The sequence below is a fragment of the Persicobacter psychrovividus genome (genome assembly GCF_036492425.1).
GTDB classification, from domain to species: domain Bacteria; phylum Bacteroidota; class Bacteroidia; order Cytophagales; family Cyclobacteriaceae; genus Persicobacter; species Persicobacter psychrovividus.
In genome coordinates this window covers 2,947,935-2,971,376 of the sequence record NZ_AP025292.1, presented here as the reverse complement: position 1 = coordinate 2,971,376, position 23,442 = coordinate 2,947,935, and the positions used below count along the sequence as shown (strand labels likewise).

21 protein-coding genes are annotated in these 23,442 nt (G+C 42.0%); 15 read left to right on the top strand and 6 right to left on the bottom strand.

Annotated features, from left to right (window positions below; translation table 11 throughout):
- Complete coding sequence (porN, locus tag AABK40_RS12840; RefSeq protein WP_338397213.1) at positions 1-825, top strand: type IX secretion system ring subunit PorN/GldN; 825 nt, start codon at positions 1-3, stop codon at positions 823-825.
- A 57-nt stretch (positions 826-882) separates the two neighbouring features.
- Here porN and uvrC read toward each other — a convergent pair whose 3' ends face one another.
- The 3 genes from uvrC to porW all read right to left on the bottom strand — a co-directional run bounded on the left by uvrC (position 883) and on the right by porW (position 7,836).
- A complete protein-coding gene (gene uvrC, locus AABK40_RS12835; RefSeq protein ID WP_338397212.1) occupies positions 883-2,676 on the bottom strand; it encodes an excinuclease ABC subunit UvrC in 1,794 nt (597 codons plus the stop codon).
- Between the two features lie 73 nt (positions 2,677-2,749).
- Positions 2,750-5,149: a penicillin-binding protein 1A gene (locus AABK40_RS12830; protein WP_332919600.1), complete on the bottom strand. Its 2,400-nt coding sequence runs from the start codon at positions 5,147-5,149 to the stop codon at positions 2,750-2,752.
- 35 nt (positions 5,150-5,184) lie between these two features.
- Positions 5,185-7,836 carry a type IX secretion system periplasmic lipoprotein PorW/SprE gene (porW, locus tag AABK40_RS12825; protein ID WP_338397211.1) on the bottom strand — a complete coding sequence of 884 codons (2,652 nt, stop codon included), beginning with the start codon at positions 7,834-7,836 and terminating at the stop codon, positions 5,185-5,187.
- Between the two features lie 300 nt (positions 7,837-8,136).
- On the opposite strand from porW, the gene AABK40_RS12820 reads away from it, so the two are divergent.
- The 10 genes from AABK40_RS12820 (at position 8,137) to AABK40_RS12780 (ending at position 16,279) form a co-directional block, all read left to right on the top strand.
- Positions 8,137-8,991, top strand: a complete 855-nt coding sequence (locus AABK40_RS12820; RefSeq protein ID WP_338397210.1) for a M23 family metallopeptidase — start codon at positions 8,137-8,139, stop codon at positions 8,989-8,991.
- Positions 8,992-9,103: 112 nt separating this feature from the next.
- Entirely contained in the window at positions 9,104-9,541 is a 438-nt protein-coding gene (locus AABK40_RS12815; RefSeq protein WP_332919603.1) for a bactofilin family protein, read from the top strand.
- Entirely contained in the window at positions 9,477-9,731 is a 255-nt protein-coding gene (locus AABK40_RS23860; RefSeq protein ID WP_421953292.1) for an AtpZ/AtpI family protein, read from the top strand. Before AABK40_RS12815 ends, AABK40_RS23860 begins: the two co-directional genes overlap by 65 nt.
- Before the next feature lie 385 nt (positions 9,732-10,116).
- Positions 10,117-11,157: a F0F1 ATP synthase subunit A gene (gene atpB, locus AABK40_RS12810; RefSeq protein ID WP_338397209.1), complete on the top strand. Its 1,041-nt coding sequence runs from the start codon at positions 10,117-10,119 to the stop codon at positions 11,155-11,157.
- 76 nt (positions 11,158-11,233) lie between these two features.
- On the top strand, positions 11,234-11,476 hold the full coding sequence (gene atpE / locus AABK40_RS12805) for an ATP synthase F0 subunit C (RefSeq protein WP_332919606.1): 243 nt from the start codon (positions 11,234-11,236) through the stop codon (positions 11,474-11,476).
- A gap of 73 nt (positions 11,477-11,549) precedes the next feature.
- Positions 11,550-12,044, top strand: a complete 495-nt coding sequence (gene atpF / locus AABK40_RS12800) for a F0F1 ATP synthase subunit B (protein WP_338397208.1) — start codon at positions 11,550-11,552, stop codon at positions 12,042-12,044.
- Between the two features lie 2 nt (positions 12,045-12,046).
- On the top strand, positions 12,047-12,592 hold the full coding sequence (gene atpH, locus AABK40_RS12795; RefSeq protein WP_332919608.1) for an ATP synthase F1 subunit delta: 546 nt from the start codon (positions 12,047-12,049) through the stop codon (positions 12,590-12,592).
- 37 nt (positions 12,593-12,629) lie between these two features.
- Positions 12,630-14,207, top strand: coding sequence for a F0F1 ATP synthase subunit alpha (gene atpA / locus AABK40_RS12790; RefSeq protein WP_332919609.1), 1,578 nt, complete (start codon positions 12,630-12,632; stop codon positions 14,205-14,207).
- Between the two features lie 61 nt (positions 14,208-14,268).
- Positions 14,269-15,177 (top strand): ATP synthase F1 subunit gamma, encoded by a 909-nt coding sequence (gene atpG / locus AABK40_RS12785; protein WP_338397207.1) that lies wholly within the window; start codon positions 14,269-14,271, stop codon positions 15,175-15,177.
- 262 nt (positions 15,178-15,439) lie between these two features.
- Positions 15,440-16,279: a UbiA prenyltransferase family protein gene (locus tag AABK40_RS12780; RefSeq protein ID WP_338397206.1), complete on the top strand. Its 840-nt coding sequence runs from the start codon at positions 15,440-15,442 to the stop codon at positions 16,277-16,279.
- Positions 16,280-16,446: 167 nt separating this feature from the next.
- Here the strand turns inward: AABK40_RS12780 and galK are convergent, their stop codons facing one another.
- Positions 16,447-17,595: a galactokinase gene (gene galK, locus AABK40_RS12775; protein WP_338397205.1), complete on the bottom strand. Its 1,149-nt coding sequence runs from the start codon at positions 17,593-17,595 to the stop codon at positions 16,447-16,449.
- Positions 17,596-17,955: 360 nt separating this feature from the next.
- Between galK and AABK40_RS12770 the strand changes: the two genes are divergently transcribed.
- On the top strand, positions 17,956-19,284 hold the full coding sequence (locus AABK40_RS12770) for an MFS transporter (protein WP_332919613.1): 1,329 nt from the start codon (positions 17,956-17,958) through the stop codon (positions 19,282-19,284).
- Positions 19,285-19,443: 159 nt separating this feature from the next.
- Positions 19,444-19,872: a DUF2141 domain-containing protein gene (locus AABK40_RS12765; protein WP_338397204.1), complete on the top strand. Its 429-nt coding sequence runs from the start codon at positions 19,444-19,446 to the stop codon at positions 19,870-19,872.
- 58 nt (positions 19,873-19,930) lie between these two features.
- On the opposite strand, the gene aspS is transcribed toward AABK40_RS12765, so the two are convergent.
- Complete coding sequence (gene aspS, locus AABK40_RS12760) at positions 19,931-21,691, bottom strand: aspartate--tRNA ligase (protein ID WP_338397203.1); 1,761 nt, start codon at positions 21,689-21,691, stop codon at positions 19,931-19,933.
- Positions 21,692-21,935: 244 nt separating this feature from the next.
- On the opposite strand from aspS, the gene AABK40_RS12755 reads away from it, so the two are divergent.
- The gene (locus AABK40_RS12755) at positions 21,936-22,634 is read left to right on the top strand and encodes a cytidylate kinase-like family protein (RefSeq protein ID WP_332919616.1); all 699 of its coding nucleotides are present in this window, start codon (positions 21,936-21,938) and stop codon (positions 22,632-22,634) included.
- Between the two features lie 81 nt (positions 22,635-22,715).
- Entirely contained in the window at positions 22,716-22,910 is a 195-nt protein-coding gene (locus AABK40_RS12750; protein ID WP_332919617.1) for a hypothetical protein, read from the top strand.
- On the opposite strand, the gene AABK40_RS12745 is transcribed toward AABK40_RS12750, so the two are convergent.
- Positions 22,907-23,425 carry a hypothetical protein gene (locus AABK40_RS12745; protein ID WP_338397202.1) on the bottom strand — a complete coding sequence of 173 codons (519 nt, stop codon included), beginning with the start codon at positions 23,423-23,425 and terminating at the stop codon, positions 22,907-22,909. The two genes, AABK40_RS12750 and AABK40_RS12745, sit on opposite strands and share 4 nt — an antisense overlap.
- Between the last annotated feature and the right edge of the window lie 17 nt (positions 23,426-23,442).

Here is a 23,442-nt window from a genome sequence, read left to right as displayed (position 1 = left end):
ATGAAAAATTTTGTATTATTATTAAGCGTGATGCTTTTGTGTGTGGGTTCAGCCTTTGCACAAGAGAACGACGAAGGTTTTAATGAAAATAGCGTTCGTCCTATCCATGAATCCAAGCAATTGTTTAAAAAGCGTGTTTGGAGAAGAATGGACCTTCAAGAAAAACAAAACCGTCCATTCTTTGCGGTTAATAATGAAATCACAAGATTCATTATCGATGCGGTAGAAAACGGAGAACTTACGGCCTATGATACTGACTCAGTATCTGATGATCGCCGGATTTCAAAAGAAGAGTTCATGAAGCGTCTTGAAGTGAAAGGAATTGACGATGGCGGCGGCGACGACTGGGGCGGTGGCGACAGTTGGGGAGATGATGGAAATGCTACGGCTTCTGCAGCTCCTTCAAAAACCTATATACGCCCTGACGAGCTGACTTTGCTGGAAATTGTTGAGGATGCTATTTTTGATAAGAGTCGTTCAAGAATGTTTTATGATATTCAGTCGATCACGATCAAGATTCCAGCAACCCTTACATTGAATGGATTGGAAGTGCCTTTGGCTTCTTTCAAGTACAAGGATTTGGAGCAATTGTTCAGATCAATGCCTGACAGAGCACAGTGGTACAATATGTACAATCAGTCAAAAACATTGAATTTTGCTGATGCATTCTTACTTCGTTTGTTCAAAGCCAGAATTTATAAAGTTTCCAACCCATCTGATGAGGATCTTTACTCTATCTATGGTGGCGCTAAGGAAGCTCTTTATGCCTCTCAACAAGAGGAATACAAGTTGATGGAGTTTGAACACAATCTATGGGAATATTAAAAACTTTTCATAACACCTAAATTAAAAAGCCGAGGCATATGCTTCGGCTTTTTGTATTTAATGGATTTTAAGATAATCGATAATGGCATGTGCTTTCTGCTTACCAACAACCTGAGTCAAGTCAGATAAGCTGGCTTGTTTTACCTTTTCAGTTGATTTGTAGGCTTTCAGTAAAGTTTCGATGGTTTTGGGGCCAACTCCCGGAATATCCTCAAGGATGGTTTTGAAACTGTTTTTACTTCTTGTATCGCGGTGAAATGTAATGGCGAAGCGGTGTGCCTCATTTCTCAGGTGTTGCAATACTCGAAGTGTTTCGGACTTTTTATCCAGGTGCAATGGAAACTGATCTCCAGGATAGTAAAGTTCCTCAAGTCGTTTTGCAATGCCAATAATGGTCAGCTTGCTATAAGCCCCCACTTCTTTTAAAGCCTCTACGGCGGCACTCAGCTGTCCCTTCCCTCCATCAATAACGACCAAGTCTGGAAGATCAGCCCCCTCTCTAATGAGCCTGCCATACCTTCTGCCGACGACTTCCTTCATCGAGGCAAAGTCATCGGGACCGACGACAGTCTTAATATGAAATTTCCGATAATCCTTTTTACTTGGTTTGCCATTTTTGAAGCAAACCATTGAGGCGACAGGGTTAGTGCCTTGGATATTGGAGTTATCGAAACACTCAATATGTTTCGGCGGGATTTTCATTCTCAGGTCATTGGCCATCACTTTCATCAGGCGGCTATCTTCCTGGCGATTATTAACAGCATTTTTAATTTTTTCCTTTTTGAAAAATAAGGCATTTTTTATCGCCAGCTCGAGCAGTTTACGTTTGTCGCCTATTTTGGGAATAGTAACTTTTAATTCATCCCAGGGCTCTACTTCAATATTGGTCAGAATCTCACTCGCCTGGCTGTTGAAGGTCTTTCGAAAATCAACCATGCATAGTTGCAAAATTTCGTCATCTGTTTCTTCCAGCTTTCTTTTAACCTCAATGGTTTTGGTCTGGCTAATGGCTCCGTTGATGATTTTCATATAATGAACGAAGGCCGATTGTTCATCACTCTTGATAGCGAAGACATCAATGTCTTCATATTTAGGGTTGGTAATGATGCTTTTTGCCTGAAACTGTTCAAGCAATTCAAGTTTGTGCTTGAAGGTCTGAGCTTTCTCAAACTCGAGGTTTTCGGCAGCAAGGTTCATTTGCGTCTTGAAATAGCTTTTTGCAGGACCTAATTTACCCTTCAGAATGTTTTTAATCTGATCGATGTCCTGAAGGTAGTTTTCTTCAGATTGCTTGCCTACGCAAGGGCCAAAACATTTTTTTATGTGATATTCCAGGCAAACCTCAAATTTTCCTGCCTGAATATTTCTTTCCGATAAGTTATGGCTGCAAGTTCGAATATGAAAAAGCTCCCGAATGAGCTCCAAAATAGTGTGCATACTCCTTACGTTGGAGAATGGACCATAAAAAATACCGTAGCCTTTTTTGTATTGGCGTGTAGAAAATACTTTTGGAAAGGGCTCATTGGTGATCACGATATAGGGGTACGATTTATCATCCTTCAGAAGAATGTTGTACTTCGGCTGGTAGGCCTTGATATGATTATTTTCAAGGAGCAGCGCATCAAGCTCAGAATCTACAATGGTGATTTCGAGGTGGTGGATTTCGTTGACCAGTCGGAGGGTTTTTCTGTCGTGTCGATTTTTATTAAAGAAATAACTTTGAACACGTTTTTTCAGATTTTTGGCTTTTCCGACGTAAATCAGTGTGTTGTCTTGATTAAAATATCGGTAAATCCCTGGTTTTTCTGGCAGGGTGTTGATTTGCTCTGGGGTATATATCGTGCTTTCCATATTGTAATCCTAAAACAAAAAAAACGGATATTGGTGTCAATATCCGTTTTAAATTTAATGTTTTTTTTGATGATTAAAGAATGTCATCTGAATCAAGCTCTTCCAATTTAGGTTTAGGAGGCGCAACAGTCGCTGTTGAATCTGTCTCCGCTTGTGGCGTTTCTTCTTCCTGATGATAAATTGCACTGTTGAGTACATCACAATCAATCTCTGTGGAAAGTGGCTTAGATGGGCGCTCAAAGGCTCCCTTCGTAATGCCCAGTGATTCGTCTTTATAGACATCCCTCATGAATTTATCATAAATTGGACGGGCAGTTCTTGCGCCCTGACCCTGATACCAATTTTTAAAGTGGATGGAGCGGCTGTCGCCACCTACCCAGGTACCACAGATCAGGTCTTTGGTAACCCCCATAAACCAACCATCGGAGGCATTTTGAGTAGTTCCTGTTTTACCACCAATTTCGTTGTTGTGTTTCAGTTCCCAGCTCAATCCTACTGCGGTACCACCTTGTTCCTCGGCAGCACCACGAAGCATATAAACCATCAGGTAGGCGGTCTCTTCACTGATCGCTTCCTTGGTTTGTGGTGGGAATTCCTGAATCACGTTGCCAAATTTATCTTCAATTCGAGTAATGAAATTCGGTCTTACATATACTCCTTTATTCACAAAAGTACCATAAGCACCGACAAGCTCATATACAGAAACATCAGCAATACCTAATGCCAGGGCAGGAACGGCCTGTGATTTTGGAATATCAATACCTAAACGGGAAGCGAAATCCACGACCTGTCTCGGGCCCACTTTATCCATTACAAAAGCCGTGATAGAGTTTACGGATTTAGCCATAGCCTGGCGGAGTGTCATATTCTCGCCAGTAAATTTACCATCTGCATTTTGGGGTGTCCAGGTAGGTTTTGTAGAACCTTTAGGCAGCTGGAAAGTGTAAGGCATATCTTTTACCTGATAGCATGGAGAGTAGCCATTTTCAATCGCTGTACCATAAACCATTGGTTTGAAGGTCGATCCTGGCTGGCGCTTCCCTTGCATAACGTGGTCATATTTGAAATGATCATAGTTGATCCCTCCGACCCAAGCTTTCACGTAGCCATTGTGTGGATCCATGGCCATAAAACCTGCCTGCAGGAATCGTTTGTAATACCTCAGGGAATCCATAGTGCTCATCAGGGTATCTACATCACCCTGCCATGAAAATACCGTCATGGGGTGTTTGACGTTCAGGTAATAATCAACAGAATCAGAGCTTGCACCGAACTCTTTTACCAAAGCGCGATAAGCATGCGTTCTCTTGATTTGATTTTCAATGAAATTTGGAATCTCCTTGCCCTTTTCATCAATCCAGGGGTTATGGCCATCCCAGCTATGATTAAATTTAGCCTGAAGGGCTTTCATATGATCATCGAGTGCTTTTTCTGCAAGTGTTTGCATACGGCTGTCGATGGTCGTGTATATTTTAATACCATCTTCCCAAAGGTCAATTCCGTTATTCTTTGCCCATTTCATCAGCCACGGACGAATCGCATTACGGAAATAAGGCGCCATTCCGTGGTTATTGTTGTCCATTTTGTACTGAAGCTCAATCGGCAATACTTTCAGGGAATCAAATTGTGCCTGTGTGAGGTCTCCGTAAGCCAGCATCTGTCCCAAAACCATATTTCTTTTGTTTTGAGAACGCTTAGGGTGATTTTTTGGAGAATAGCGTGTTGGCGCATTAATAACCCCCACTAAAGTTGCGGCTTCCTGTACGTTTAGGTCCTTCTGATCTTTGTTAAAGAAGGTTTTGGCGGCCACCTGAATTCCGAAGGCATTACTGCCATAGGGTACAGTGTTGAGGTACATGGCCAAAATTTCTTTTTTGGTGAATCGGCGCTCAAGCTGCACTGCGATGATCCATTCTTTCATTTTTACAATGAAAAGGTCAACGCCCCTGCGGATTGTCCGATTGCCAATATTTTTCACCAAGGAGCCTTCAAATTCATCACCACGGGTAGAGTAAAGGTTTTTGGCCAGTTGCTGAGAGAGTGTACTTCCACCACCTGCACCTTGACGAAGAATGATTGACTTCACCCCTACTCGGATCAAATCCTTGAAAGAAATTCCTGAGTGGTCAAAAAAGCTGTCGTCCTCGGTGTCCACCAATGCATGAATCACATTCGGACTCAGGGAGTCGTATGGGACATTTGTCCTGTTTGTTCTGAAATATTTTCCAAGCAGTTTTCCGTCAGCAGAGTAAATTTCTGAAGAAAGGTCATTTTTGGGATTTTCTAATGATTTATAGCTCGGAAGGCCTCCAAAAAGACCATTCATATCCACGCTGATGGCATGAACGATAAAGTAGATAGATAAGAAACCACCTAAAACGATGAGCCAGCTTGCCCACACGATGCCACGAACCCACTTTCTGGTTTTCGAGCTCTTTTTGGGGGTTTGTACTTCTTTTTCTGTTTCTTCCATGGAAAATGGTTAATTAATTGCCGAATGCAAAAAGCTTATTTATAGTGTTCAATAAAGAATTTTTCGTACAACTTCAATGCCTTATTTTTATAAAATATTTGGAAGTTATCATTTGTGATCGCAAAATTATGAATTTTAACACCAGCAACCCTTTTTAAAGGGGATTTTTCTCCATTAAATGTTTCATAAAACTGCATCGCTTCTTCCTTGGTTTCAAATTTGGAAACGATAATCATGGCATATTCTTTACTGAACTCAAGGTTACCCGTATTGAGCTGATTATAGCGGAATTCCTCTTCAATGAATGATTTCAAAAGTGCTGGAATAGCATTTACATACTGCTTTTCATTCGGATAGATCAGTACAAATAGGTGCTCCTGCTCAAAATACGGAATGTATGCCACCGCTTTTTTCTTGCTTTCTTTATTTTTAAAGTTTTGTGCGGCATCCAGTAATTTCTGCGCATAGGCATGCATGCTGCTTTCTGGGTAATTGTCCAAAAACTTCTGCAGTTCCATTTCATACTTGTCGGCGCCATAGGTTTTTCCATCAACAAGGATGTTCAATACCCGCAGTTGATCTGTAAATGGCAGGTCAGGGAATTGCTGAATGGCAGGGTCCGTAATCTTCCGTACTTCTTTAAGGCTGTCCAGTTCATACCACTGATAAGCTTCCTGATAAGCTTTTTTAAGCTTTTCAGTCGCCAGATTACTTTCTTCACGATAATTTGGGTTGAGGATCAATTTGGCGTAAAGGGTTTTAGGGTATTTTTGTACCAACTCATCAGCCATCGCCTTCATCTTCGGGTCCTTTAATTTCTGATAGATCAGATATAAGGTGTACAGTATTTCTGGGCGTTGTTCAGAATTCTCAAATCGCTCGAGATGTTCCTCGAATCGGTCGATGGCATTTTGCTCTTCATACAGTTCAAAATGATAAATCTTACCGAGTTCAAACAAACCTTCCTCTACTTGTGCCAAAGCCGCTTGCTTCGCTGTTTCCGCAAAAGGGATTTGGTTGTACATGGCGGTGTATCTGTTGGATCTGCTATCGAGTTGCGCCTCCGCATCCGATGGGCTGTTTTCATCCTCCTTGGGCTGGTTACCTTCTCCAGTAGCTTCTCCAAGGGTGAGGGTTTCATCTTCTTCAGGCTCCTCTTGCTCGGCATCGGATTTCTGCATTTTCGAAGCCAATCGCCAATGATCTACTAATGGGCGTTGGCCCCAGTTGCTGATAAAAACACTTTTGCCTCTTGCAATTGCCGATGGGTCGTAAAAATACCACTTACCACCATTTAATGGTGGTGGGCCGAAATTTCCGTCCCCATTGAAGCTGCCGTCTGTGCCACCAGTAAATCCACCGCCCGCATTTCCACTGAGTGCTTTTTCCTTACGTTGTTGTCGGCGTTCCTCTTTTGCTTTTTCTTCCGCTACGCGGTCCTCCTCATCCAGAATAGCATTCAGCACACCTGCAATTTCAAGGGTGTCTTTTGCGGAAAGGGCTAAAAGGGAATCTTGAATCGTCACCATGTCGTGGTATTTCACAAACCTGCCCAGTACTTCCTGCCTAACGGCGATCGGAGCGTAATTGGGGTCTGTTTGTGGCATGGCAGAAATTGTACTGTCATAATAAGCCTTGGCAAGGTGATAATCTTTGATTTTATCGTAGTAGATTTTTCCCAATGCCCAATAAGTGTAGCCTTTTTGGCGTGGGTCCTTGGTGGGTTGATAAACGGAAGTCTTATAGGCTGTTACGGCCTCGTTGAGGTTGTCTTGTTTTTCTTCAAAAGCCCCGAGTTCATAGAAAATTTTATCTTTGAAATCGATATTTTTCTGATCCCTGAGCAGTTTTTTAAAGTATTTTCGAACCCTTTTAACATCAGAAGCTTTGGTCAGTTCTGTTACCTGTGCCATGTTGAGCTTGGCATAAAAGGACAATTCGTAGCTTGGGTTACTCTTCAGTACGTTGCGATAATTATCGTAGGCAAGGGCATCGAATTGCAGCGACTGATACAATTGTCCGAGAAGAAAGTAAATACGGGCTTTCCGATCTTTTCGACTCATCAAGGGAATGGCCAATTCAAGACTACGAACGACTTTATCCTTGTCGGAAAGTTGTTGGTACAGGTGGGCCTGCGTCAAGTACCAATTCATGCTGTTGCGTTTATTGAGTTTCTCCTTGCGGATAAAATCATTCACGGCGATGGCATTATTGTATTCCTGATGATCGGTGAAAGCGCGCATTAAAGCCACAAGGGTTTGGTGCCGCACATCGTCATCTTTGCTTTTGGTATTTACAAATTTGAAGGTGTCGAATGCATTCGGGTAATCTTCTGCATAAGCTCGGGCACGACCTACCAGGTAATAGCTGTCGAATTCCCAGGCACTACCGGGGTGGCGTTGAATCGCTAAAGAGGCCATCTTAATGACCTCATCCAGTTTTTCCTGATTGGCTTTGGCAAAGGTACTGTCAACGGTTGGCAGCACATGAAGAAAGTCATTGAAATTATCTGGATTCGCATCCCATAAGGCCTGGTCAATGGCTTTCATTTCCTCATTGGCATAAAAATAACCATTGTAATGAGCGGCCATGTTCTGATACAGGGAACCTCCTTTTTTCTTTTTTTCAGAAGCACAGGAGCAGAGGCAAAAACAGATGAAAAGTAATATATATCTTGCGTTGGGCATAAGACACTTATTCAGCAAAAAGATTAAAGCACCAAAGTTCCAAAAGTCGGTAATTTTTCCCAAAATATTGCGTTATATGAGATCAAAATAAGGTTTTATTGAGATTCCGCAAGAATCTTTTTTGGAAATTGATGGTGTTTGTTCTAAGAAAAAATCGAAATTATGAATTCAAGGATTGGACGGCGAGCAGAAAAGCTTTTTACTTGCAAGGCAATCAGAGAAAAGTATGTAATTTTAAGATTAATTTTAACAAGTAAATAATTTTTTCCTCCTATTTTTGTGTAGGACAATATCAATCTTGTGGAAAAGAAGAAGAAAATAAGCCATTGGCTGAATACCCGTTATTCATTAATTGTTAGGTCGGAAGGAAATCTGGAAGAAAAAACCAATTTGATATTTACCCCTGGCAGGGTAATGATGCTGCTTTTTGTGTCCCTTTCATTGATGTTTACCGTCAGTCTGTTTTTATCGAAGACAATTTTAAGCCAGTGGTTTGATCCTACCTTTGTTCAAACTCAGCAGGATAGAACATTGATCGAACTTCGAACGAAAGTGGATTCTTTGCAAATGGCCATGGTCCGCAGGGATATGTTCATGCGTAATGTAGAAGATATTCTTGCTGGGGTGGATGGAAAAGCGGAGGAAGAAGAACGGGAGGAACTGCAGGCGGTGATTAAGGAGAAAGACCTGACGAAGCAAGCGGCGATTGATTCGGCATTCAGAGCTGATTTTGCCAATGTATCACTGGATGATATTGAGGGCAATGTCGGGGAAGGCCCCCTTTCGGAGATGTCGTTCTTTAAACCTGCAGATGGAATGCTTTCAGGTGGGTTTGATCCTGCCAAAGACCATTTCGGTGTCGATATTGTTGCTAAAAAAGATGAACCCATTAAGGCGGTGGCAGATGGCACGGTATTAATGGCAACCTGGACGCAAGCCACGGGCAATGTGCTTTTGGTTCAGCATTCCAACAATATGATTTCAGTATATAAACACAATGCCGCCCTTTTGGCCACGGAAGGCCAACATGTTCAGGCGGGAGATATTATAGCAATTATGGGGAACAGCGGAGAACTGACCACTGGGCCACATTTGCACTTTGAAATCTGGCTGAATGGCCATGCGGCCAATCCAGTGGATTTTATCGCTTTTTAAAATGCCTACTTTTAACTAAGTACTCAAAGATATAACTTCAACTTTGAGGTGTCGCCAAAAAATCACGGTTCGTAGGCGCATCTCTGCCCTTGTGGGTTAAAAAAATAACAATATGTTCGGAAATAAAAATCAAGAAAAAGTGGCTGCAGTAGAGGCAATTAGTAATTCATCTAACCATATTGGTATGGGAACTGTTATTCGTGGAGATGTAGAAACCTCTGGGAATATTCGTATTGAAGGCACTTTAACGGGTAACATCACCTGTAAATCAAAAGTAGTGATGGGGCAGTCAGCAAAAGTTGACGGTAATGTTATTGCTCAGATTGCTGAGGTCGAAGGCTTGATTACAGGTCGTGTAGAGGTGAGTGATGTTTTGGTGCTGAAGCCAACTGCGCGTATTGAAGGAGATATTCTAACAAATAAAATGATCGTAGAATCGGGAGCGCAATTTAATGGTTCTTGTCAAATGTCTAATGTGAAGAAAGATGAACAATCAAAAACAAGATCCGGAGTTGAGTCCAAAGAAGGGAAAATCAGCAAGCCCGCTTAAAAGTTTTGTCCGATTTTCGGGTATGGGCCTGCAAATGGTCGTTTATATCCTGGCTGGGTATTGGGTGGGCAAACAAATTGGCCATTTCTTGGGCAGTGATTCACAACTTTGGCTTATCGGAGGGACATTTTTTGGCGTGATTGGCTCGATGGCCTACATTATCGCTCAAGTAAAAAATTTGAATAAATGAAAAAAGAAGCGGAAAGAGCCTCGATGCTGAGGTTGGTGTATTTTTCGGTTGTGTTGGGGTTGTTATTCTTTTTAATCAAAATTTTTGACATTCCTTATTTCCATGACCAATCCTTGATTTTGGTAGCTATCATGTTCAGCCTAAACTACATGAACATTCGGATTTTGTTCCGCTTACCCGAAGAAGATTTTATCGGAGGCTTCTTTTCGTCAATGGTTTTACGTGTTTTCGGTGCTTTGGCAGCGGTTACATATTTCATATATATTGATAAGGAAAACGCAAAAAGCTTCATGTTGAGCTTCGGGATTCTTTATTTGTCATTCCTATGGTTTGAAATTTACAGTTTATTAACTACATTTCGTCGCATTTCAAAAAATTCAAATAAATGAACGCTACAAGGTTTAAACGTTTACGTTGGCTGTTAGCTTGTACGATGGTTTTTATGACCTTGTTTACAGGAACAGCTTGGGCAGCCGATAGCGGAGGTCATTCAGCACAGAATGAGGAAAAAGAGTTCAACGCTAAGGAGACTATTTTCCATCATATCTTAGATGCACATGAGTGGCACTTCTTTGACGGGCCCTATGGGACACTCTACCTTCCGGTGATTGTGTACTCTAAAGACAAGGGATTGGAAGTTTTTTCCTCTTCCAATTTTTACAACGATCAACACGAGGAAGTTGCTTACAATGGGTATGAGATCGAGCACGGTCACATTACTTTAGAAGGTAAGCCTGTTCTTGATCTTTCGATCACAAAGAACGTTGCTTCAATGTTGTTGTCGGTAGTTTTACTCTTGGCAGTATTTTTGTCTATCTCAAAAGGATACAAGACAAAAGACGGCAAGGTAAAAGCTCCGAAAGGGTTGGTATCCTTTCTTGAGCCACTGATATTATTCGTTCGCGATGATATTGTGGTGCCAAATATTGGCGAGAAAGATGCAGACCGTTTCATGAACTACCATCTCACGTTGTTCTTCTTCATCTTGTTCAATAACCTTTTGGGATTACTTCCAGGGGCAGCGAACTTGACAGGAAACATTGCGGTAACCGTTACATTAGCGGTATTTACCTTCATCGTGACGACCATTAGCGCCAAAAAGCCCTACTGGAGTCACATTTTTAATCCTCCGGTGCCATTAGCATTGAAGCCGATGATGATTCCAATTGAATTTATTGGTATCTTCACTAAGCCATTTGCATTGACGGTACGTCTTTTTGCCAATATCACGGCAGGACACATTATGATTTTGGTTTTGATCAGTTTTGCTTTTATCTTTAAGAGTGTAACAGTTGGAGTTGTTTCTTCATCGATCGCAACCATGATGATGTTACTTGAGATTCTTGTAGCTTTCATCCAAGCATATGTTTTTGCATTGCTTTCCGCTATCTTCATCGGCATTGCCATGGAGGAAGCACATCATTAATGAATTACATTTCGAGGATTAATTTCACAAAGAATATAAGAAAATCCTTTTGTTTAACTCTAAATAACGCTTAGTTATGTTTAGCTCTTTATTTTTCGCCGAAGCTATCGGCTTGTTGGGTGCAGCTCTTGGTGCTGGTATTGCTGCCGTAGGTGCAGGTATCGGTATTGGTCAGATTGGTGGTTCAGCTATTGAAGCCATCGCTCGCCAACCAGAAGCCGCAGGTCAGATTCAATCGACTATGATTATCTCAGCAGCCTTAGTGGAAGGTGTATCCTTGTTTGGTGTGGTAGTATCCCTTTTGATTGCATTGGGTTAATCACATCTTTCTAAAGTCACTTGGAGCGGTAGGCTTCAGGTGGCTTTTTCAAAACAACAAAAATTAGAAGCAAATGGATTTAATAACCCCTGGAATTGGGCTTATAATTTGGCAAATCTTAGTATTTGTAGCGCTGTTAATTATTCTTGGTAAATTTGCATGGAAACCTATCCTTAAAGGTGTTAAGGATCGTGAGTCAGCAATCGAGGATGCTTTAGCTGCTGCAGATAAAGCAAAGGAGGAAATGAAAAACCTTCAAGCTGGAAATGCCAAATTGATTGAAGAGGCACGCAAGGAGCGCGAGAAAATCGTTGCTGCTGCACAAACTGCCGCTAATAAAGTCAAAGAAGAAGCGAAAGCTGATGCTCAGCAAATAGCCGATAAAATGATTGCAGACGCTCAGGCTGCAATTGCTGCAGAGAAAAGAGCTGCACTGGCAGAAGTTAAAAATCAAGTTGCAGAGTTTTCTGTAGAGGTTGCCGAAGTAATTTTGCGCGAGAAGTTAGCTTCTCAAGAAGCACAAAAGGCATTGGTGGACCGTTACGTAAGTGACCTGAAAATTAGCTAATTATGTCAGATATCAAAGTCGCATCAAGATATGCGAAGTCCATCTTTGAATTGGCTTCAGAAAAAGGCACTTTGGAACAGACAAGTCAGGATTTTAAGCTGATCGAGGAAGTATGCGAGCAAAATCGCGAATTTACCTTAATGCTTAAGAACCCTATCATTGACATTTCCAAAAAATGGGAGATTGTCAAGGCGATATTTGAGGGTAAAGTTTCAGATTTAACACTGAGATTCCTTCAAGTGGTTAATGACAAAAAGCGAATTGACCATATTCGTTCCATAGCAGACAGCTTTGAAGCTCGCTACAATGAGAAGAATGGGATTATCAAGGCACACCTTGAGACCACCTTCCAATTGGATGCGGAACAATTCAGCCAATTTGAACAAATAGCCCTTGCCCGTACTGGCGCTAAGGCGGTTCAATTGGAGGCAGCGGTTAACCCTGCCCTGATCGGCGGTTATATTTTCCGAATTGGAGATCAGATGATCGATAATTCAGTGAAAAACCGATTGACCAAACTCAGACAGAGCCTGACGGCTAAAGTCTAATTCATATAATATTTAGGAACTATAATTTAGAGTAATAATGGCTGAAGTAAGACCAGATGAGGTTTCGGCAATTCTTCGAGATCAATTATCTAACTTCAAATCTGAAGCAGAACTCGAAGAGGTAGGTACCGTCCTTCAAGTAGGAGATGGTGTAGCTCGTATATATGGTTTGACCAAGGCACAGGCTGGTGAGTTGATCGAATTTGAAAACGGCACCGAGGCATTGGTATTGAACCTTGAAGAGGATAACGTAGGAGCCGTACTTTTCGGTAATTCTACAGGTGTAAAAGAAGGTGATAATGTACGCCGTACTGGCCGTATCGGTTCTGTCCCTGTTGGGGAAGGCATGGTAGGTCGTGTAGTGAACATGTTGGGTGAGCCTATTGATGGTAAAGGCCCCATCGCTGGAAAAACATACAATATGCCTTTGGAGCGTAAAGCTCCTGGTGTAATTTTCCGTGAGCCAGTAACTGAGCCATTGCAAACAGGTTTGAAAGCCGTTGATGCAATGACACCAGTAGGTCGTGGTCAGCGTGAGTTGATCATTGGTGACCGTCAGACAGGTAAAACTGCGGTAGCGATTGATACAATCATTAACCAACGTGAATTCTTCGAAGCAGGCGAGCCTGTATTCTGTATTTACGTGGCGATTGGTCAAAAAGCTTCTACGGTAGCCAATATCGTACAGGCATTGGAGAAACATGGCGCAATGGAATACACTGTAGTAGTGGCTTCTCCTGCTTCTGATCCAGCACCTATGCAGTTCTACGCTCCATTCGCAGGTGCTGCTATCGGGGAATTCTTCCGCGATACAGGACGTCCAGCATTGGTAGTTTATGATGATTTGTCTAAACAAGCGGTAGCATACCGTGAGGTGTCTTTGTTGCTTCGTCGTCCTCCAGGGCGTGAGGCTTATCCTGGTGATGTATTCTACCTTCACTCACGTTTGTTAGAGCGTGCAGCGAAGTTGAACTCCAACACTTCGGTAGCAGAGAAAATGAACGATTTGCCTGCTGACCTTCAAGGTATGGTAAAAGGTGGTGGTTCATTGACTGCCCTTCCAATTATTGAAACACAAGCGGGTGATGTTTCGGCATATATCCCAACGAACGTGATTTCTATTACGGATGGTCAGATTTTCTTGGAAACCAACTTGTTTAACTCTGGTTTGCGTCCAGCGATCAACGTAGGTATCTCGGTATCTCGTGTAGGTGGTAACGCTCAGATCAAGTCGATGAAGAAAATCGCAGGTACATTGAAGTTGGATTTGGCGCAGTTCCGTGAGTTGGAAGCCTTCGCAAAATTCGGTTCAGATTTGGATGCAGCAACGAAATTGGTGATCGAGCGTGGTCGTCGTAACCAGGAAATCTTGAAGCAAGGGCAATATCAGCCAATGCGTGTGGAAGATCAGGTAGCAATTATCTTCGCTTCTACTAAAGGATACTTGGATAAAGTTCCTGTTGATAAAGTAAAAGAATTCGAAGCAGATTTCTTGACTACACTTCGTGAGCAAAACCCTGACGTTCTTAACGGACTTAAAGCAGGTAAATTGTCTGACGATGTTACAGGTGGTTTGAAGACGATCGCTTTGGATGTAGCTAAAAGATACGCATAATATTAAAAGTTAAAGGTTCGAGCTTTTGGGCTTGAGCCTTTTACTGATATAAAATAAAATTATGGCAAACCTCAAAGAAATCAAGGCTCGGATCAAGTCTGTAGATTCTACCCAGCAAATTACCAAAGCCATGAAAATGGTAGCGGCATCGAAACTACGTCGAGCGCAGGATAGAATTATGCAAATGCGTCCTTACGCAGAGAAATTTGACGAGATTCTTGATCACGTAAATGAAGTGGCATCAGGTGTACAGGTAAAACGCGACTTCGCTCAGGTTAGAGAAGAAGTGGAATCTGTATTGCTTGTCGTGATTACTTCTGACAGAGGATTGTGTGGCGGTTTCAACACAAATGTCATTAAACAAGCTGTTCAGCGCATTGAAGACAACTATGCATCGCAACGTGATGCTGGAAAGTTGACCATCTTGCCTATCGGTAAAAAAGCATATGAGTACTTTGCGAAGAACAAGTATGTGGTGATCGATAAGTATTATGAGTTGTTCAACGACTTGTCATTCAACAGTGCTCGATTGGTTGCAGAATACATGATGGAAATGTTCATTGAAGGAAAGTACGATCAAGTTGATTTGATCTACAATGAATTCAAGAACGTGGCTACTCAGCTTTTGCGCGAAGAGGTATTTTTGCCTGCACAACCTCGTGAAGAGGAAGAGGAGGCAAACAAGGATGCTAAACATGGCGGTATGGCGATCGATTATATTTTCGATCAAAACCCAGGCGCTTTGTTGGATGAATTGATCCCTCACGGTTTGAAAATGCGTTTTTTCCGCGCAGTTCTGGAATCCAATGCTTCTGAGCATGGTGCCCGTATGACAGCGATGGATAAAGCAACTGATAACGCTGCAGAATTATTGAAAGACTTGAACTTACTTTACAACCGTACGCGTCAGGCTGCAATTACTACGGAGATCTTGGAGATCACCGCAGGTGCAGAGGCATTGGCTCAATAATATTTATTATTCCGACCGACGGATTGTTGATAAAACAGAAATCCACTCAATTTTTTGGGTGGATTTTTTATGCGATTAACTTTTTTCATCCGCTTATCCACAAAAAGGAATAGTTGAGACTGAATTTCGGACAAAAAACTAAAATAGCGTCCAGTTATACACATTTTATTGAATTCAGTTCTATTTTTACATCTTTGAACGCTTGAAATAAACCCTTTAGAAAGAAGTTATCCACAATTTGTGGGTAGTTTGTACTTTGAATATGTGGATAAGCAAAAAACCTTACCGTGATTATTTATTTAAGAGCCAAATTTTGATTGGTCTGATCGGCTGTATCATGCTGTTTTCAGGTGTTAAGTCGTTGGGTTATAATTGGTTTGATATAGGTGGGTTCAACTGGGTATTGGTCTTTTGTGCTTGTGTATTCATCTATCGCATAGATTGGTTTATGCACAAATTGGCTGTGGATAAGTGCATAAACTTGTTGATAAGTGGAAAACCCATCGAAGGCAGCGTATTTTATCCCTGCCTGCTCCTGCTTTATGCATTGGTGATGCTGACTTTTGCCCTGCCTGTTCAGCTACTCTTTCATTTAGGAACTATTGCGGTGCTCTATCATTTTCCTGCGAGCCTTCCATTTCAGTTTCGTACCTGGCGACGAATCCCCTATCTTAAAGTTTTTTTGATTGCCTATGTATGGGCTATGCTTGGGAGTTACTACCCTGCCGCTTTGTTGGGCCTACCGCTTGATAAGGCAGATATCTTCACTCATTTTCTATGCTGGTTTGTCTATATTTTAGCCATCACCTTACCATTCGATATTCGCGATATTCATTCTGATCAATCGCAAAATCTATGGACAATTACGCGAGCGGTAGGCGCAGGCTATACCAAGCTAATTGCTGTTCTATTATTGGTTGTTTTTACGGCTATTGCTTATTTCGTGGGAGCCTACCCTTTGGGAGGGTTACTGGCCTTACTGCTGATCAATGTAGGCTTGGTACTTGGGGTCAATGATCAACGTCCGGTGTATTACTTTAAAGTGCTAATGGATGGGATGGTGGTGGTTACGGCTCTCTTTTTTGCTTCGTATTCCCACTGATGCAGAAGAACAGGATGTTTTTGCGATCAGCTTATTGGATGTCATTTACAAGTGAAAATAAAACGGGTTACCAATATCCTTAACCATTGTGGATATCGGTGACCCGTTTTAATGCTTTTGAAATATCTACAGACTAAAATGATGCTTCATGAGGCTCGTTCGCTCCATTAATCCTCTACGCGAGCACCATCACCAGTTACTACGGTATAGCAAACTAACTTGCGATTGAATTGCTTCTGATATGCTTCCGTTTGCATTTCAATGAATGAATCTACGGCATTTGTTCTTACCAAATTAATTGTACAGCCTCCAAAGCCGCCGCCCATCATTCTTGCACCAAATACCTGATCGTTGTCTCTGGTTTGGTCTACCAAGAAATCAAGCTCCTTACAACTCACCTCATAGTCATGTTGCAAGCCGTCATGAGAAGCGTAAATTAAAGCACCAAGGGCATCGAGTTCATTATTCTCTAAATGCTTACAGGCCTTCAGGACACGCTCGTTTTCATTAATAACAAATTCACACCTTTTATAGATAGTTGGATCCATGGCTGATCGGTGCGCCTTCAACTGTGCTAAGGTCGCGCCACGCAAATCTTCGAGCTTCGGCATCTCTTTTTGAAGAACGGCAACACCTGCCTCACATTGTTCCCGACGTGTGTTATATTCTGAGGATGCCAGAGAATGACTCACTCCAGTATTACAAAGCACCCATTTGAACCCTTGTGTGTTTAATGGAAAATGTGCTGTTTCCTGATGCTTACAATCGATTTTTATCACATGATCTTTTTGACCAAAAGTGGATGCAAATTGATCCATAATACCGCATTTCACCCCCGCATAATTGTGTTCAGCGGCTTGGCCTACAAGTGCGATTTCCCTTTGACTCAGCTTTCCGCCAAATAAGTTATTCAAGCCTGTTGCTAATGCGCATTCCAGGGCTGCGGAAGAGGATAAACCTGCCCCTAAGGGTACATCGCCACCGAAGACAAGATTAAAACCCTGTACTTTTACCCCTTTTTTAATCAGTTCAGCAACAACTCCTTTGATGTAATTTATCCAGCCATTGGTTGCTGTTATTTGTTCAAGAGTGAAACTTTCTTTTTCGTCAAGGTCACTTGCAATTGCATTGATCGTATTGGTATTGTTGGCCTGCAAGATGCAAACAATCTCTTTATCGATTGCCGCAGGAAGAACGAAACCTCCATTGTAATCGGTATGCTCACCGATAATGTTCATTCTCCCAGGTGCCCGAGAGGTGATGTGATTCTCATCCCACTGAGATTCAAATTTTTCAACAAGTTTTAAAGTATCCATAGTTCTATTTTCAGAAAGTTAAATGTAAGATTATTTTGCTGAAAATCAGTTTTGAATCCTTATGGATCTTCAATAAATACCCTTCAGTTTTGTTAGGATTGCGACAAGATTAGGTAATTGTTCGATTCCCCCGTCAGGGCGTGGTGAGGATCAAGAATTAGAGCAGTTGAGAAAGGTTGCGTTAAAAACATGATTATTGTCAATAAAATTATCTATATGCGCTTATTTTTTAAAAAGGTAGTGGTTCATTTTTTAAATTTGATAAAATGAATGCTATATTGTGCTTCATATTTGGCAATATGGTCGGTTTGATAGTTGTACAATTAACAACCGATGAAAAGATTTAATTTTTAAGAAATCATGGCAGAAGTAATGACAAAGGAAAACAAACAAACCAAGGAGACGAACTACACTGGTCCATTTATGATCATGGTAGGTTTGTTTTTCATCGTTGGTTTTTTGACGGTAGTAAACCAACAATTTCAGGCCCCACTTAAGGAAGCATTTCTAAGTGATGCGGGTTCTTTGAAAAACACGCTGACGACTCTATTGACGTTCGCATTTTTTATGGGTTTCCCAACAATGGGTAATATCTCCTCTCGTTGGGCAGAGGCTTTTGGTTACAAAAACACACTGATTCGAGGACTGATCATGTTGTTGGTTGGATTGGCTGTATTTGTATCTTCTGCATTGGCAGGTTTAGATATGGGAAGCATGGCTTTTGGGGCGGCTTCAGTACCATATGCTTATTTTATTTTCTTAATAGGATCTTATATCCTGGGTTGTTCTATTGCAACGCTTCAGGTGGTTATTAATCCTTATTTGGCAGTTTGTCAGGTTCCTGGTACATCATCAGTAACCCGTATGAGTATTGGTGGTTCTTCGAACTCTATCGGTACTACTATTGCGCCATTGTTTGTAACTTATTTGGTTTTTGGAAACGTAGCTCCTACAGTAGATAAAGTAATCAGTCCTTTCTTTGTACTGATCGCAGTAGTAGCAGTAGTTGCATTCTTGGTAAGCCGTTTGAACCTTCCTGAGGTAGCGTCTTCAGCTTCTGAAGGTGGTGAGGTAGCTAAGTTGAAAAACAGTGTTTGGTCATACAGACACCTGGTTTTGGGTGTAGTTGGTATCTTCGTTTATGTAGGTGCTGAGGTTTGTATTGGTGCAAACATCAACTTGTATGCTGAAAACTTGGGTAAAATCGGTGCGATTTCAAAAACTACAGACTTCTTGTTCTGGAAAGAATTAGCCGTTCCATCATTGATGGCCTCATTGTATTGGGGTGGTATGTTGGTAGGCCGCTTGTGTGGATCTTTCCTATCTAAAATTTCAGGAAGTGTGCAGTTGACTGCAACAACAATCATCGCTATTGTTTTGATTGTTACTGCAATGCTTACTTCAAACCCTTGGTATTTGGTAGGTGTTGGTTTGGTACACTCAGTAATGTGGGGTGCGATCTTCTCATTGGCAATTGATAAATTGGGTGTTTATACTTCTAAAGGTTCTGGCGCATTGATGATCGGTGTAGCCGGTGGAGCTATCCTTCCATGGGTACAAGGAATCTTCGCTGATGCTTTAGGCGGATGGTCTATGACATGGGTATTGGTGATTGCTTGTGAGGTTTATTTATTGTTCTATGCTTTGGTAGGACACAAGCACAATTTCACAAAAGAAATTACAGAGTAAGCATTCAGCTGATCTTTGAAAATATAAATAGCACCTTCTCCTTGTGGGAAGGTGTTTTTTTATGCCCGTTTCATCTTTAAATTCTCCTGTCTGGTCGGATTATTATTTTTAGAATCCGTACAATAAGCTATCTTGGATGCTCAACGAAACCTAAATTAAATGAGAACTTTAATCACCTTAATATTGCTGTCGTTTGCCTGTGCTGCACAAGCCCAAAGCAGTTTAGTTGTCAATGTAAAAGGGCTGAGTGGCCCAGAAGGGAAAGTCCTTTTTGCTTTATTTTCTACAGAGGAGGGTTTTCCGAAAGAATGGGATAAAGCTTACAAACAAGGTAACCTGAGCTTCTCTGATGGTGCTTGTCGGATTGTGTTCGATGATCTTCCTGAAGGTACTTATGCGATGATGGTAGCCCATGATGAGAATGACAATGGTAAGATTGATACCAATTTTATCGGGATGCCGAAAGAAGCCGTAGGGATCAGTAATTATCCAAAAATGGGAAAGCCTGATTTTCAAAAGGCGAAATTTACCATGAATGGACAGGAAAAAAAGACCATTGAAATAACGGTTGAAAAAATATTTGGATAAAAAAAATCCCCCTGAAGCATCTGTTCAGGGGAATTTTTTATATTTTATGATCAGCGGATTAATCCTCTTTTTTCAAGTTCAAAGCGATTTGTAGCTCATTAAGCTGTGCGTTGTCTACCAATGCAGGAGAATCAATCATCACATCACGTCCTGAGTTGTTTTTCGGGAAGGCGATATAGTCACGGATAGATTCAGAACCACCAAACATGGCACACAAGCGGTCGAAACCAAGGGCGATACCACCATGAGGAGGTGCACCGTATTCGAACGCTTCCATCAAGAAACCAAACTGCTCTTTGGCTTCCTCTTCAGTGAAACCAAGGTGTTTGAACATCAATTGCTGTTGCTCGCGGTCGTGGATACGGATAGAACCACCACCAATCTCTACACCATTGATCACCATATCGTAAGCATTGGCACGAACCGCACCTGGATCAGTATCCAACAAGTGCATATCCTCAGGCTTAGGCGAGGTGAATGGGTGGTGCATCGCATGGAAACGAGAAGTTTCTTCGTCCCACTCCAACAATGGGAAGTTTACAACCCACAATGGCTTGAATTCACCTGCTTTGCGCAAGCCCAACTCATTACCCATATGCAAACGCAATTCGTTCATTTGCTTGCGAGCAGCGTCCATGCCACCCGACAATACCAACAACAAATCGCCTGGCTTAGCTTCCATCTTCGTTGCCCAGGCAGCCAAAGCCTCCTGATCGAAGAATTTATCAACAGATGATTTGAAAGAACCATCTTCGTTGCATTTCACATAGACCAAACCTTTGGCACCTACCTGCTGAGATTTCACAAAGTTGGTCAAGGCATCCAATTGCTTACGAGTGTACGTACCACAACCTTCAGCTTTGATACCCACAACCAATTCAGCATCGTCAAATACTTTGAAGCCTTTGTTCTGAGCCACATCGTTCAGCTCAACGAATTCCATTCCGAAACGGATATCTGGCTTGTCTGAACCATAAAGGCGCATTGCATCGGCGTATTCCATATGTGGGAAATCACCAATTTCCTGATTCAAGACCATGCGGAACAAGTGGCGTACCATGCCTTCGAAAATATCCAGGATGTCCTGCTGCTCAATAAAAGCCAACTCGCAGTCTATCTGAGTAAATTCAGGCTGACGGTCCGCACGCAAATCCTCATCACGGAAACATTTTACGATTTGGAAGTAACGGTCAAATCCTGAAACCATCAACAATTGTTTGAAGGTTTGTGGCGACTGTGGTAAAGCGTAAAACTCTCCTGGGTTCATACGTGAAGGAACGATGAAATCACGCGCGCCTTCAGGGGTAGATTTGATCAAAACAGGTGTTTCGATCTCCAGGAATTGTTGCTCATCCAAATAACGACGAACCTCCTGAGCGATGCGGTGGCGCAAAGCCAACTTCTCACGAACAGGGTTACGGCGCAAGTCCAAATAGCGGTACTTCATGCGAAGGTCATCCCCACCATCGGTATCGTCTTCAATCATGAATGGAGGCAATTTTGCCGCATTCAATACTTTCAAGGCAGTTACTTTGATCTCAACAGCACCCGTTGGGATTTTGTCATTTTTAGAATAACGCTCCACCACTGTACCGGTCGCCTGGATTACAAACTCACGTCCCAAAGAACGCGCGCTGTCCAAAACTTCCGCAGCAGAAACACCATCTTCAAACATCAGTTGCGTGATACCATAGCGGTCGCGAAGGTCCACCCAAATCATGCCGCCTTTATCGCGAACACGTTGTACCCATCCGGATAGGGTAACTTCTTTATTTACATCCTCAATGCGGAGTTCTCCGCAGGTATGTGATCTGTACATATTTCGGTAACTTGTTTTTCGTTGCAAATTTAAAAATATTCAGCGGTAAATCGTTGATTCATCACAGATTCCATGAGAAAGAAGTGGAATATTTTTTTCTGATGAGTTGAACACCTAACAGGGAGCAATTTTTTAACGACCAATATTTTATTTCCTTGGCTAATCTCAATAAAAAGCACATACATTTTCAACAACTGCAGGGCTTGAAACGTTCTTATTTATAGATGACTAACCTTTTTAAAGTATGATTAACAAAGATATTTTTACCCGTTACCTGACAGGGCATATTGCTAAAGAAACAGCCACACCCAAGACCAAGAATGCCTTGCCTGTGGTGACTATTTCCCGTGAGGCGGGTTGTGGGGCTGAGCATATCGCCAAAAAATTAGTCGTTAAGCTCAATGCACTTTATCCCAATGCCAAGCCCAAGTGGCGGTATATCAATAAAGAGGTGATGGAATCGGCGGCTGAGAAGCTGAAGCTCCGTGTCGATGAGGTAGAGCGTAACTATAATCAGGAAGGTCGGGCATTGGTAGAGGATTTGTTTTTCAGCTTCGGAAAGAATTACTACAATTATAATGATGTGAAGGTGAAGAAAACCATCATGAAGGTGGTGCGTGACTTCGCTATGGAAGGTAACATTATTATTGTAGGTCGTGCCGGAGAGAGCCTGACACAAGGCTTTGATCGGGCTTTGCACACCTCGCTAAAAGCCCCTTTAAGTTGGCGGAAACAGAATTTGATTGAGCGTTGGGAGATTGATGAGCAGGAGGCAGAAGAATACATCGAGCGCAATGATAAGCGTCGGGAGCATTTCAGGTCCTTCTACTCCAAAGGCAAAGAGGTTCAGTTTGATTTTACAATAGACACCTCCCGCTTTACAGAAGATGAGATTGTCGAGATTTTACATGATACCCTCAAACTGAAAAAGTACCTCAAATAGGCTCACGTAAATGAATATTATAAATTAAGGAACGCATCGGTCGTTCCTTTTTTTATATTTGCTGAAATGATATCGCTTGTTATGATTGAGGCTGTTTCTTATGTTTTGCTCGGTTTTGCCCTCTTTAGTTTAGGGTCTTTATTATTAGGGCTTTGGGAGCCCTGGCGTGTGTTGTGGTTTTATGATGAAGCCCACCGCTGGCGTGTTGTAAAATGGTATGGAAGTGCAGCAATGGTGTTTTTTGTACTGTATTACCTGGTTGGAGCATTTGTTTAGTCAGCCTCGGGAGTCTGTTCAATCCGCTTTAATGTCCGTGTAAAAGTAAGGCGCGGAAAACCAGTCGGCTGTGAATTGCCAGCGTTTACCTCTTCTTGGGTGAGGTGGAGTTTCTTATTGGATTCGTATTGTAAAATGGAAATGGAATCTGTTGCGGTATCTACCAGCTCAAAGTATAAATATGGGGAGGGCAAGTGGGGGTGTTTCATGCTTACAGAAAAGATGTTGTGGAAGAAATAACCACCATCATGCGTTCCACTGAAAAAGTTATTGAAATAGCCAAAGTGGCCATCTTCTCCGAATTCATAAATGATCGGGGCTTGGTCGTCAAGCTCTTCCGCTGTACCGTTAGCATAAAAACTTTCGACAACTTGCCACCTGCCATATGCTTTGTTCATTTGCATGGAGGGCCCGTAAGAGGGCGTCATTTCCGTGGCGATAGGCTCACACGCTCCTATTCCAAATAACGAACTACATATCAGTGCGAATAAAAATAGTTTGGTCAAACTTTGCATAGGGTAAAAAATGAACG

Bases quoted from the DNA above. Each gene is read 5' to 3' on its own strand.
- porN (WP_338397213.1), top strand. From the start codon at position 1: ATGAAAAATTTTGTATTATTATTAAGCGTGATGCTTTTGTGTGTGGGT.
- uvrC (WP_338397212.1), bottom strand. From the start codon at position 2,676: ATGGAAAGCACGATATATACCCCAGAGCAAATCAACACCCTGCCAGAA.
- AABK40_RS12830 (WP_332919600.1), bottom strand. From the start codon at position 5,149: ATGGAAGAAACAGAAAAAGAAGTACAAACCCCCAAAAAGAGCTCGAAA.
- porW (WP_338397211.1), bottom strand. From the start codon at position 7,836: ATGCCCAACGCAAGATATATATTACTTTTCATCTGTTTTTGCCTCTGC.
- AABK40_RS12815 (WP_332919603.1), top strand. From the start codon at position 9,104: ATGTTCGGAAATAAAAATCAAGAAAAAGTGGCTGCAGTAGAGGCAATT.
- AABK40_RS23860 (WP_421953292.1), top strand. From the start codon at position 9,477: ATGAACAATCAAAAACAAGATCCGGAGTTGAGTCCAAAGAAGGGAAAA.
- atpB (WP_338397209.1), top strand. From the start codon at position 10,117: ATGAACGCTACAAGGTTTAAACGTTTACGTTGGCTGTTAGCTTGTACG.
- atpE (WP_332919606.1), top strand. From the start codon at position 11,234: ATGTTTAGCTCTTTATTTTTCGCCGAAGCTATCGGCTTGTTGGGTGCA.
- atpF (WP_338397208.1), top strand. From the start codon at position 11,550: ATGGATTTAATAACCCCTGGAATTGGGCTTATAATTTGGCAAATCTTA.
- atpH (WP_332919608.1), top strand. From the start codon at position 12,047: ATGTCAGATATCAAAGTCGCATCAAGATATGCGAAGTCCATCTTTGAA.
- atpA (WP_332919609.1), top strand. From the start codon at position 12,630: ATGGCTGAAGTAAGACCAGATGAGGTTTCGGCAATTCTTCGAGATCAA.
- atpG (WP_338397207.1), top strand. From the start codon at position 14,269: ATGGCAAACCTCAAAGAAATCAAGGCTCGGATCAAGTCTGTAGATTCT.
- AABK40_RS12780 (WP_338397206.1), top strand. From the start codon at position 15,440: ATGTGGATAAGCAAAAAACCTTACCGTGATTATTTATTTAAGAGCCAA.
- galK (WP_338397205.1), bottom strand. From the start codon at position 17,595: ATGGATACTTTAAAACTTGTTGAAAAATTTGAATCTCAGTGGGATGAG.
- AABK40_RS12770 (WP_332919613.1), top strand. From the start codon at position 17,956: ATGGCAGAAGTAATGACAAAGGAAAACAAACAAACCAAGGAGACGAAC.
- AABK40_RS12765 (WP_338397204.1), top strand. From the start codon at position 19,444: ATGAGAACTTTAATCACCTTAATATTGCTGTCGTTTGCCTGTGCTGCA.
- aspS (WP_338397203.1), bottom strand. From the start codon at position 21,691: ATGTACAGATCACATACCTGCGGAGAACTCCGCATTGAGGATGTAAAT.
- AABK40_RS12755 (WP_332919616.1), top strand. From the start codon at position 21,936: ATGATTAACAAAGATATTTTTACCCGTTACCTGACAGGGCATATTGCT.
- AABK40_RS12750 (WP_332919617.1), top strand. From the start codon at position 22,716: ATGATTGAGGCTGTTTCTTATGTTTTGCTCGGTTTTGCCCTCTTTAGT.
- AABK40_RS12745 (WP_338397202.1), bottom strand. From the start codon at position 23,425: ATGCAAAGTTTGACCAAACTATTTTTATTCGCACTGATATGTAGTTCG.